This window comes from Cobetia sp. 29-18-1 (assembly GCF_029846405.1).
In the GTDB taxonomy this organism is placed as follows: Bacteria; Pseudomonadota; Gammaproteobacteria; order Pseudomonadales; family Halomonadaceae; genus Cobetia; species Cobetia amphilecti.
The window spans coordinates 1-10,513 of record NZ_JARWKS010000037.1; the positions used below are offsets into that span (position 1 = coordinate 1).

Consider the following 10,513-nt stretch of genomic DNA (forward strand, 5'->3'; position numbering starts at 1 on the left):
ACCAGTCTGAGCGCTTAAACCGCGCAGAACCGAATTGATCATCGCTTCCTTAAGCTCTTCGCAGGCTTTATACGCAGCATCTGAGCTTTGAAACACTGCCCACTCAGTATTTGATGCAACGTCGTATACAACATATCCTTCGCAATGATCAGTATGCGATAAGTGAGGTGCCAGCTCACCTTGCGAGCAGAAGCGATAACTAAACATTATAAGTAACTCCTGGGTAGAGTAAGTTTATCTATCTTGTATTAGTGGTGGCTAATTTCTTATTAATAGGGTTATATATTTACCCCTTGGGTGGATACGGGTCATTACCATAACTATCACGCTTGCGTATTTGTCCATCACGCCCCTGCAAAATGAACTCGACTTTATCTCTCTTAGCTAGAGCCCGTCCGTGCGCAATGGCTTCAGCCTGTGTACTGAAGGTTTGCGTAGCTCTCTCAGAGCCCTCGCGTTTCACTGCCCATCCATTAGGGTGGACAGCTACCCAAACATTCGTAGGCATTTTCAATCCTCCTTGTGTAGTTATGCCTTATCTAATTTGGCTCACGAATACATCGAATGCCAAAAATTCGTGGGTCCTTACCACTTTTGGATTAGCGACCACGGGGGCGCAGAGTCGCGGATCTCGGCATTTTTTCGGGTTTCTAGCGTCGGCAGCGGCACCGCGCGCAATCCCGCATAGCTATTGACTTTCGAGGTGCCGATGGTGCCGATGCTCCGGCAGTGACGTGATCAGCAGAGGGTGGCCAGCGCATGGCAGACATCAGCGCACTAAAAGAGGCGTACCACTGGAATATCACGCGCATTGCTGACGCCTTCGGATTACACCGCGACACCGTGCGTAAGCGGCTGCGCGCCGCTGGCGTAGTGCCGGCCGGCCAGCGTGGCAGCACAAGCGTCTATGCCCTGGCGGATGTCGGCCCCGCACTCTACTCCGACATGATCGGGGCCACCGGCGGCGATCCCGATGATCTGCCGCCCCAGGATCGCAAGGCGTGGTATCAGTCCGAAACCGAGCGCGTAAAGCTCGAGCAGCAGCTGCGCCTGCTGGTGCCGGTGGAGGATGCGCACCGCGAGATGAGCCGGCTAGCCAAGGCGGTGGCCAGTGGCCTCGATTCGCTGGCCGACATGCTGGAGCGCGACGCCGGCCTGGCTCCCGAGAGCATCCAGCTGGTGGAGCAGGTGACCGACGCGCTGCGCGAGCAGATGTATCAGGCAGTAATCGCGGATGATGGAGAGAGCGCCGATGACTAGCACCGCCAGTGCCGCCTCTATCCGGCGCGACGTGGCCGAGCTGATCCGGCCGCCTCGCCGCATCCAGCCCAGCGAGTCAGCGGCCGAGGTCATGAAGGTGGTCAGCGGTGATGGCACCGTGCGCGACTGGAGCGCAGACACCACCCCTTATATGCGCGAGCCGCTGGATTGCATGGGATCGCGGCTATATGACGCCGTGATCTTTGTCGGCCCCGCGCGTACCGGCAAGACCAATGCCCTGGTGGATGGTTATGTCGCGTACAAGATCGAGTGCGATCCAGGTGATGGCCTGATCGTGCAGATCAGTGAGGAGAAGGCCCGCGAGTTCAGCAAGAAACGCATTGACCGCATGCTGGTCAACTCGCCTCGCCTGGTCGGGCGCATGAGTCCGCGCGGCCACGATAACAACGTACATGACAAGACATTCCGCGCCGGCAACTACCTGGGCATCAAATGGCCGTCAAAGAACGTCCTTGCCTCGAGCGATTATCAGTTCGTCCTGATCACCGATTTCGACCGCCTGCCCGATGACGTGGATGGCGAGGGTAGCGCCTTCCTGCTCGCCAGCAAGCGCACCCAGACATTTGGCTCCACCGGCATGACGCTGGCCGAGTCCTCGCCAGGACGCGAGATCACCGATCCCGACTGGCGGCGACCGGATGATGCCCCGCACATGGCACCGCCCACCACCGGCATTCTGGATCTGTTCAACGCCGGCGACCGGCGGCTCTGGTACTGGCAATGCCCCGAGGCGCACTGCCGGCAGTGGTTCCCGCCGGTGATGGACAATTTCTCGCGGCAGGCGGGGTGCGTGTTCTGCCCGCATTGCGGCACCGAGATCGACCCCGCTGCTAAGCGTCAGCTCAACCTGGCCGGCCGCTGGGTGCCCGAGGGTGCCCAGCTCAATGAGGCCGGCGAGATGATCGGCACCCCGCGCCGCTCGCGTATCGCGTCATTCTGGATGGAGGGGCCGGCGGCTGCCTTCCAGTCCTGGGCGTCGCTGAATGAAAAGCTCAGGCGTGCCGAGGAGACTTACCAGCAGACTGACAGCCAGGAAACGCTAAAGGCGGTGATAAACACCGATTGGGGCCGGCCGTATCTGCGCCGGCGCGCAGCCACGCAACGCTCGAGCGGGCGGCTGGCTGATCGCTCCGAGGATTACCAACGCCGCACCGTGCCCCAGGGCGTGCGATTCCTGACCGCTGCTGTGGATGTGCAGGGCGGCAAGGATCGCCGCTTTGTCGTGCAAATCCAGGGCTGGGGCGCGCACCGCGAGTGCTGGGTGATCGACCGTTTCAACATCAAAGAGGACCGCGGGCCCGACAACGATCAGGCGCCGCGGCCCATCTCGCCAGCCACCCAGCCAGAGGACTGGGATCTGTTGACCCGTGACGTGCTGCTGCGCAGCTATAAGCTCGAGGACGGCAGCGGCCGCCGCATGCCGGTGGCATCCATCGCGGTGGATACCGGCGGCGAGGGCGAGGGCGAGGAGAGCGTGACCAGCCAGGCGTATGACTGGCACCGCCGGCTGCGCCGCGATGGCCTGCAGTCGCGCGCCTTCCTGGTCAAAGGGTCGAGCACGCGCGGCAGCTCGCGGGTGCGCAAGACATGGCCGGACAACACCGGCCGCAAGTCGCGCCAATCCACTGCGCGCGGTGACGTGCCGCTCTACCTGCTGGGCACCGATCTGCTGAAAGATGCCGTCGCCGCGATGATGGACCGCGACAACGCCGGCGCGGGCTACCTGCACACACCCAGCTGGCTGGGGCGCTGGTGGTATGACGAATTGACGTATGAGATCCGCGACCCCGCGAGCGGCAAATGGCGCAAGCCAGGCAAGCGACCCAATGAGGCGTTTGATCTGTGCGTGTACAACCTGGCGCTGTTCATCCTGATGAAAGGCGAGCGCATCGACTGGAGCGCGCCGCCGCCCTGGGCGGCCGCCTGGGATGACAACGCGCTGATCTCGCAGTCGCCAGCTGCCGCACCCGCTGCCACTCAACCCAAGCCACCGGCCGCGCGCAAGCGCCGGCGGGTGGTCAAGTCGCGCCTATAGGGCGTGGCCGGCAACCTTTGGAGCCTACCCCATGGCATATACCGCTGATGATCTCGCCCGCGTTCGCCAGGCGGTGCTCGACCTGGCCACCGGCCAGCGGGTGACATCGTTTCGCACGGCCAACGGCAAAACGCTGAGCTATGCAGATGCCGACATCGACAAGCTGCGCGAGCTGGAGCGCACCATCGCGGCAGACGTGGCCAGCGCCTCGCATATCGGCCGCCGGCTGAGATCCCGCACCCGCTACACCACGACATCTAAGGGGCTGTGATATGGGCGTGATCAGCACCCTCTCGCGGGGCATGCGCCGCGCCGCCTCGCGGCTGGGGATCAAGGCGAGCGCCTATGAAGGGGCCAGCCAGGGCCGGCGCATGGCAGGGCGGGGCGTGACCACCACCGGCCCCAATGCCGCCATTGCTCACTCGCTGCCGCTGCTCAAGTCGCGCTCGCGCCATGCGGTACGCAACAACGCATACGCCAGCGGCGCGCGCGAGAGCTACGTGGCCAACCTGGTGGGCACCGGCATCAGACCCCAGTGGTCAGATCCTGAGATCCAGGCGTTATGGGATCGCTGGGCCGGCGAGGCTGACGCCGATGACCTGGACAGCTTCTATGGCCTGCAGGCGCTGGCGATTGGCAGCCAATTCGAGGCCGGCGAGGTGCTGGGGCGTTTCCGCTATCGCCGCATCAGCGACGGCCTGATCGTCCCGCTGCAGATCCAGGTGATCGAGGCAGACCATCTGGACGCCAGCCACTCCACGACCCTCAGCGGCCGCGTAATCAAAATGGGCATCGAGATGGACGGCATCGGCCAGCGCCGCGCCTACCATCTGTGGCGCTACCACCCTGCCGAGAAGTTGACCGCGCAGATCAATACTCGCGTGCCGGTGCCGGCCGATCAGGTGCTGCACCTGTTCCGGCGCACCCGCCCTGGCCAGCTGCGCGGCGTGCCCGAGCTGACCAGCGTGATCGTGCGGCTCTATGAAATCGACGCCATGCAGGATGCCACCCTCGCGCGCCAGAAACTGGCGCAGCTGTTCGGGGCATTCGTCAAGCGCAAGGCCGATGCCGACCCCGAGGATGAAGGGCCATTCTTTGGCACCCATGTCGAGGATGGCGAGCCAGGCGAGGGCATAGACGCCTTCGAGCCTGGCGGCATCCACTACCTGGAGGATGGCGAGGAGGTGACATTCTCCGACCCGCCCGACATTGGCAGCAGTTACACCAACTGGCTGCGCACCGAGATGCACGCGGTGGCGCGCGGTGCCGGCCTGACGCATGAGCAGCTGACCGGCGATCTGCAGGGTGTCAACTATTCCTCGATCCGCGCGGGGCTGCTGGAGTTCCGCCGGCGGGCTGAGATGCTGCAGGCCGATCTGGTGATCCACAAGTGGTGCCGGCCTATCGCGGCCAAGTGGCTCGATACCGCCGTCAGCAGCGGGGCGCTGGTCATTCCTGACTATGCACGCCGCCGCGCGGATCTGCTGGCCATCGACTGGATCGCGCCCAAATGGCAGTGGGTGGACCCCGTGAAGGAGGTCACCGCCGATTTGATGGAGGTGCGCGCCGGCTTCAAGCCTCGCGGTGAGGCGGCAGCAGAGCGCGGCTGGTCGCTCGATCAGCTCGACAAAGAGATCGCGCGCGGCAACGTGAGCGCAGATGACCAGGGGCTGGTGCTCGATTCCGATCCGCGCCGCGTGGCCAAGAACGGCACCGCGCAGGCGAACGACCCAGACCCTGACGCCGACCCCGACCAATGAGGAATCACCATGAAATGGTTTGAAGTTCAGGCGGCCGCCGATGGCCGTCACGCTGACGTGTGGATCAATGACCAGATCGGCATCGACTGGTGGAGCGGTGACGGCACCACGGCCAGCGCGTTTATCAACGCCATCGCGTCGCTGGGCGATGTCGAGGCACTGACCGTGCACATCAACTCGCCTGGCGGCGACGTGGCCGATGGCATCGCTATCGCCAACTATCTGCGCGGCCATAAGGCCCAGGTAACCACGCGCGTGGAGGGCATCGCTGCCTCTATCGCCGCGACCATCGCCATGGGCGGGGATCGCCGCGAGATGGCCACCGGCTCGCTGCTGATGATCCACGACCCGTGGACCGTTGCCATGGGCAACGCCAGCGAGATGCGCAAGCTCGCGGATGATCTCGACACTATCCGCAATGGCATCTGCGAGCTGTTCGTCGCGCGTGCCGGCGAGCCGCGCCGCGCCGAGATTCAGGAGGCGATGCGCGCAGAAACCTGGATGACTGGCGAGGACGCCATGGCGCTGGGTCTGATCGACGCCGTGGAGGCTGACATTAAGGCGGCCGCCTCGATTGGCGATTATTCCCGCGCCCTGGCCGCTGCCGGCCGATCTGCCCAGCATCACCTCGAGCAGCAGCGCGCACCGGCGCAGCCGGCACCGGCGCAGCCGGCACCGGCACCCAGCGCCATGAGCGCCGCCGATGCCCTGGCGCTGGCCTTCGACATCGAGCCGGCCCAGGCCGAGGCCCGCGCCGCTGAGCTGGGCGATCAGATCCTCGCCTGGCGCGACAAGCCGGCCACCTCGCCGGCACCTGATACCGCTGCCCTGCAGCGCGAGGCTGTCGCAGCTGAACGCGAGCGCGTGGTCGCCATCATCGACACCTGCACCACCACCGGCCAGCACCAGCTGATGGCCAAGCTGGTCAGCAGCGACATGCAGACCGATACCGCCCGCGAATATGTTTTCGACGTGGCCGCTGCCTCGAGCGCCGGCGTGCATTCCAGCCACTCGCCCGAGGGTGGCCAGCGTGCCGGCATCGACACCCAGGGCATCTATGCCCGCCGCCGCGCTCGCAGCGCATCCTAACCGCACCACCTGGAGAGCATCATGACCCCGATTCAACACACCGAGCCGGCCCGTACCGGCGAGCACGTACTTTCCGAGGCTGCCGGCTCTCGCTCGCGCGAGTCGATTGTGATCGCGTCTGGCGTACTGGCGGCCGGCACCGTGCTGGCCATGACCGCCGATGGCACCTATGTGGCGCATGACCCGACTGCCAGTGATGGCACCCAGATCGCTGCTGGCATCCTCTATGGACCGGCAGACGCCCGCGAGGGGCCGGTGCCGGCTGTCGCGCATGTGCGCGATTGCGAGGTGAATGGCACCGGCGTCACCTGGGCGGCCGACATGACCGATGACCAGCTGGGCGCGATGAATACCGCGCTCACCCAGGCCGGCATCATCCTGCGCGGTGTCGATATGCCGGCGGGCGTGATCCTCGCTGGTGAGCCAGCCGCCGAATAACTGACCCGCACTCACACCGTCTGATGCGCCGCCCACTGGGCGGCGTTGTCGTTTCTAGCGCACGACCCCGACCGTACCCGACATCTCAAGGAGGGCGACATGCCCGATATTTTTGAATCCGACATCTTCTCAATCGGCAGCCTGACGGCCTCGATCAACGAAGCCGATTACGTGCCGTCTCGCCTGGGCCAGCTGGGCATCTTTGAAGAAACCGGCATTGCCACTACCACCGCCACCGTCGAGCGTGACGGCGACACCCTGGCGCTGGTGCCGGCTGGCGAGCGTGGCGCACCGGCTGACCCGCTCAAGAGCAACAAGCGCACCGGCGTCACCTTCAATGCGGTACACCTGCCGGTGACTGACACCATCCTCGCGGATGAAGTGCAGAACGTGCGTGCCTTCGGCAGCGAGGATCAGCTCGAGGGCGTGCAGCAGGTGGTCAATACGAAGCTGGGCCGGATGGCGCGCCGTATCGACGCCACCCTCGAGTGGCAGCGCATGGGCGCGCTGAAAGGCAAGATTCTGGACGCTGACGGCAAGACCGTGCTGACGGATCTCTATAGCGCCTTTGGCATTCAGCAAAAGACCGTGAAAATGGCGCTCAGCTCTGAGGGCACTGACGTGCAGGCCAAGGCTCTGGACGTAAGCGAGCACATCGAGGATGCGCTCAAGATGCAGCCTTACACCAGTGGGCATGCGTTCTGTGGGCGCAGCTTCTGGCGCAAGCTGATCAGCAATCCAAGCGTGCGCGAGGCGTATATCTACCAGAAAGCCGAGAAGCTGCGCGGCGATGGCCGCGATGCCTTCGAGTTCGGCGGCATCACCTGGGAGCGCGCCGTGGGCAATGTCGCCGGCCAGCCCTTTGTCGCTACCGGCGAGGCTATCGTGATCCCGATGGGCGTGCCTGACATGTTCCTCGCGCACTATGCGCCGGCCGATTACGTCGAGGCTGTGAACACGATTGGCCTGCCGTTCTACTCCAGCACCGACCGCCTCAAGCACGGCAAGGGTATGGAGCTGGAGGCCCAGTCCAACCCGATCATTCTCAACACTCGCCCGGGCGCGTGCATCCGTTTGGTCGAGACGGCATAAGCCAATGAGTATCGACGAGATCGAGGCAGCCGCTAACCGGCGGCTGTTCGGTGTCGGCGGCCTCAGCGTGCCCGCCACCGTTACCCTGCGTGGCGGCGCACCCATTCCCACCCGCATCATCATCGACCGTGACGCCACCATTACTGACGATTTCGGCATCGTGCTGGAATCGCGCTGTGAGATCGGTGTGCTCACTGAGGAGGTGGGGCGGGTGGATCGGGGCACGCTGATCGACACCGGCAAACCCGATGACCGCTGGACGCTGCTCGAGCCAATTGGCGACGACGGATTCGAGCAGCGCTGGACAGCCTCGAGGTACTGACAATGGCAGCGACAAGCCTGGATCTGCGCGACCTCGAGGGCGTTGCTGACGCCTACCGCCTGGCACCCAAGGCGGCGGCCAAGGCGGCGCAGCTCGCGCTCAACTCAGCCGCGCGGCGGGCCCGAACCTTGGGCAGCGCCGCGATACGCCAGCAGGTGGCGCTATCTGCCGGCTATGTGAATGACAATCTCAAGGTGCGCACCTTCGCCACCTCGACGGATCTCACGACGCGGATTGCGGCCAATCCTCGCGCGGTCCTGCTGACACGCTACGGGGCCAAGATCCGTACCGTGAAGGCCAAGGGCCGGCGCGGGCTGACTGGTGACCCCGCTCGCGGGATTCAAGCGGGGCGCAAGGCGGCCGGCACCAAGGGCGTCAAGATCAAGACTGGCGGCGGCACCAAGCGGCTCGCCGGTGCGTTCTGGGTGCGGCTGGCCGGATCAGGCCAGTGGGCACCCGTGGTGCGTACTGGCGATGGCCGCAATGACTACCGCGTGTTGTATGGGCCAAGCGTGCTCCAGGTGTGGTCTGACGTGCGCAGCACTGTCGCGCCCCAAGCCATGCAGCATGCCGCTGATGAGTTCATCAGGCAGTTTGATCGCCTGAGCTGACCCTGCCCCATTCTCTGAGAGGCCACCATGCCCGACTCGCTGGCAGCGCCTGAGCTGCCTATCACGACACAAGCCATGCACGCGCTGCAGGCCAGGCTGGCCAGCATCACGCGCGCCAATGGCTACCACACCGATCTCGGCCTGAGCATCTGGCGGGGATTCTGGATTCTGGCGATGAATGCTCGCCAGCATGTGCCGATTCTGGCGCTGCAGTCTGACACCGAGCGCCCCAGCAGCACGCGGCAAGATCGCGCCATTCTCAGCGTCGATGCACGCCTGGTGCTGGTGGTCGATGCGTTGCCACGCACTGAGGGCGATGCGACCGCCGGCGAGATGGCAATCGAGGCAGGGCTGGCCGATCTGCGCCGGTGCCTGCTGATGGACCAGGGCGATGATCTGACGCGCGTGCTCAAACACAACGGCATGACCCTGGGCGCGGCCGAGTACGCGCTGGCTGAGGATTCCCGCTACGCCCTGGCATCCATGCCAGTGACCATGGAGTGCGTCGAGAGCTACGCCTGATCGCGCACCACTGCATGACACCCACCACCCCGCATATCTGGAGAGCCACAACATGGCCACGAAAACCTATAGCTACCTTGGCAAAGGCATGGTGTATCTGCGCAACCGCTCAAGCGGTGGCGGCCTCAAGCAAGTCGGCAACTGTTCCACCCTCGAGTTCTCTGTCGAGACGGACACCCTGACCCAATCCGACTACACCCAGGCCGGTGGCGGCAACGCCAACGAGATCCAGCGCGTCAGCAGTGTGGGATCGAGCATCACCATGCTGGAGCTGCGCCCCGACAATGTGGCGATGGCGCTACGCGGCACCCGCTCCGAGGTGCAGAGCGCCCCCATCACTGACGAGCGCCACACCGCCTACCCTGGCACCCTGCTGGTGCTCAAGAAAACGCCCGACCGCACCGAGAGCATCACTGTCACCATCGACCCCGATGGCGCGGGTGATGTGGCCATCGAGGATGTCGATTACGAGATCACCGGCGCGGGCGTCTACGTGCTCGAGGATGGCGGCATCACTGAGGGCACTGACGTGGCCATCGACTACACCAGTGCCGCTGCAGACGTGATCGAGGCCATGACCGGCAGCGGTGACGAATACGAATTGGTGTTCGATGGCTTGAACGAAGCCGAGAGCGGCCGCGCTGTGACCGTTACCGCGCACCGCGTCAAGTTCAGCCCGACCACTGGCCTGGCGCTGATCGGTGACGATTTTGGCGAGCTGGCGCTCGATGGCAGCCTGCTGGTCGATTCCAGCAAGGTCGGTGCCGGCGTGTCGCGCTACTTCAAGGTAGCCATGGCGCGCTAAGTATGAAAGCCAAGAGTATTTCTCTTGGCTTTCAAAAAATTATACTATATTTTAGCATGCTAAATAACCAGGGGATGTGATGTGGAAAATAGAGCATTATTTAAAACAGTATCTTTTGTGACAGTGGTAACTCAAATTTTAATATTGTTATGGATCTTTCATGTAACAGTTTTTTCCGAAGATAGTGACTCATTAGCATTATATGTCGTGCTAGTTATTGCTAATATAATTCTAATGCTAGGTTTGGCTGTAAGATATATTGCGGATCGAAATAATAGTGAAAATAATTTATATGCTCAATGTTCTATATGGATCAGGAAATATTTTTCTCTACTAATTGGTGTTGTCGTAGCATTGACGATTATGGTATTGAGCAGTATTGATAAAATAAATCTACATACTCAGCCAATATTCTATTCAGGGATGCTCACTATGGGCTTAGGGATGGTTGCTACTATTTTTACAGTACATGGAAAGATACCAGAAAATAGTAGGCTGAGTAATGAAGTGGACCCCATCCTTTGGACCACCTGACGGGTCGTCTAAGCTCGGATCAGG

Annotated in this window: 14 protein-coding genes; 12 read left to right on the forward strand and 2 right to left on the reverse strand. The window is 62.9% G+C overall.

The features are described 5' to 3' along the window. Positions 1–207, reverse strand: a 207-nt coding sequence (locus tag QD208_RS17300; protein ID WP_279837649.1) for a hypothetical protein, incomplete at its 3' end; no start/stop codon positions are given. A 79-nt stretch (positions 208–286) separates the two neighbouring features. Beyond that, positions 287–508 (reverse strand): DUF2188 domain-containing protein, encoded by a 222-nt coding sequence (locus tag QD208_RS17305; RefSeq protein ID WP_279837650.1) that lies wholly within the window; start codon positions 506–508, stop codon positions 287–289. 251 nt (positions 509–759) lie between these two features. On the opposite strand from QD208_RS17305, the gene QD208_RS17310 reads away from it, so the two are divergent. The 12 genes from QD208_RS17310 (at position 760) to QD208_RS17365 (ending at position 10,489) form a co-directional block, all read left to right on the forward strand. After that, positions 760–1,260 carry a DUF1441 family protein gene (locus QD208_RS17310; RefSeq protein WP_213114937.1) on the forward strand — a complete coding sequence of 167 codons (501 nt, stop codon included), beginning with the start codon at positions 760–762 and terminating at the stop codon, positions 1,258–1,260. A 31-nt stretch (positions 1,261–1,291) separates the two neighbouring features. Continuing rightward, positions 1,292–3,316, forward strand: a complete 2,025-nt coding sequence (locus QD208_RS17315) for a terminase gpA endonuclease subunit (RefSeq protein ID WP_279837652.1) — start codon at positions 1,292–1,294, stop codon at positions 3,314–3,316. A gap of 31 nt (positions 3,317–3,347) precedes the next feature. Beyond that, positions 3,348–3,587 (forward strand): phage tail protein, encoded by a 240-nt coding sequence (locus QD208_RS17320; protein ID WP_144726147.1) that lies wholly within the window; start codon positions 3,348–3,350, stop codon positions 3,585–3,587. A gap of 1 nt (position 3,588) precedes the next feature. Beyond that, positions 3,589–5,076: a phage portal protein gene (locus QD208_RS17325; RefSeq protein ID WP_279837653.1), complete on the forward strand. Its 1,488-nt coding sequence runs from the start codon at positions 3,589–3,591 to the stop codon at positions 5,074–5,076. Between the two features lie 9 nt (positions 5,077–5,085). Continuing rightward, on the forward strand, positions 5,086–6,165 hold the full coding sequence (locus tag QD208_RS17330) for a head maturation protease, ClpP-related (protein ID WP_279837655.1): 1,080 nt from the start codon (positions 5,086–5,088) through the stop codon (positions 6,163–6,165). Positions 6,166–6,186: 21 nt separating this feature from the next. After that, a complete protein-coding gene (locus QD208_RS17335) occupies positions 6,187–6,603 on the forward strand; it encodes a head decoration protein (RefSeq protein ID WP_279837657.1) in 417 nt (138 codons plus the stop codon). 99 nt (positions 6,604–6,702) lie between these two features. Next, positions 6,703–7,695: a major capsid protein gene (locus QD208_RS17340; RefSeq protein WP_279837658.1), complete on the forward strand. Its 993-nt coding sequence runs from the start codon at positions 6,703–6,705 to the stop codon at positions 7,693–7,695. A gap of 4 nt (positions 7,696–7,699) precedes the next feature. After that, a complete protein-coding gene (locus tag QD208_RS17345; RefSeq protein ID WP_279837659.1) occupies positions 7,700–8,017 on the forward strand; it encodes a hypothetical protein in 318 nt (105 codons plus the stop codon). 2 nt (positions 8,018–8,019) lie between these two features. Further along, positions 8,020–8,628 carry a phage tail protein gene (locus tag QD208_RS17350; protein WP_213114943.1) on the forward strand — a complete coding sequence of 203 codons (609 nt, stop codon included), beginning with the start codon at positions 8,020–8,022 and terminating at the stop codon, positions 8,626–8,628. A 27-nt stretch (positions 8,629–8,655) separates the two neighbouring features. Continuing rightward, positions 8,656–9,150: a hypothetical protein gene (locus QD208_RS17355; protein ID WP_279837660.1), complete on the forward strand. Its 495-nt coding sequence runs from the start codon at positions 8,656–8,658 to the stop codon at positions 9,148–9,150. Positions 9,151–9,202: 52 nt separating this feature from the next. Then, positions 9,203–9,955: a hypothetical protein gene (locus QD208_RS17360; protein WP_279837661.1), complete on the forward strand. Its 753-nt coding sequence runs from the start codon at positions 9,203–9,205 to the stop codon at positions 9,953–9,955. Positions 9,956–10,036: 81 nt separating this feature from the next. Next, a complete protein-coding gene (locus tag QD208_RS17365) occupies positions 10,037–10,489 on the forward strand; it encodes a hypothetical protein (RefSeq protein WP_279837662.1) in 453 nt (150 codons plus the stop codon). The last annotated feature ends 24 nt before the right edge of the window (positions 10,490–10,513 follow it).

Coding starts and splice junctions, on each gene's coding strand:
- QD208_RS17305 (WP_279837650.1), bottom strand. CDS start 508: ATGCCTACGAATGTTTGGGTAGCTGTCCACCCTAATGGATGGGCAGTG.
- QD208_RS17310 (WP_213114937.1), top strand. CDS start 760: ATGGCAGACATCAGCGCACTAAAAGAGGCGTACCACTGGAATATCACG.
- QD208_RS17320 (WP_144726147.1), top strand. CDS start 3,348: ATGGCATATACCGCTGATGATCTCGCCCGCGTTCGCCAGGCGGTGCTC.
- QD208_RS17325 (WP_279837653.1), top strand. CDS start 3,589: ATGGGCGTGATCAGCACCCTCTCGCGGGGCATGCGCCGCGCCGCCTCG.
- QD208_RS17330 (WP_279837655.1), top strand. CDS start 5,086: ATGAAATGGTTTGAAGTTCAGGCGGCCGCCGATGGCCGTCACGCTGAC.
- QD208_RS17335 (WP_279837657.1), top strand. CDS start 6,187: ATGACCCCGATTCAACACACCGAGCCGGCCCGTACCGGCGAGCACGTA.
- QD208_RS17340 (WP_279837658.1), top strand. CDS start 6,703: ATGCCCGATATTTTTGAATCCGACATCTTCTCAATCGGCAGCCTGACG.
- QD208_RS17345 (WP_279837659.1), top strand. CDS start 7,700: ATGAGTATCGACGAGATCGAGGCAGCCGCTAACCGGCGGCTGTTCGGT.
- QD208_RS17350 (WP_213114943.1), top strand. CDS start 8,020: ATGGCAGCGACAAGCCTGGATCTGCGCGACCTCGAGGGCGTTGCTGAC.
- QD208_RS17355 (WP_279837660.1), top strand. CDS start 8,656: ATGCCCGACTCGCTGGCAGCGCCTGAGCTGCCTATCACGACACAAGCC.
- QD208_RS17360 (WP_279837661.1), top strand. CDS start 9,203: ATGGCCACGAAAACCTATAGCTACCTTGGCAAAGGCATGGTGTATCTG.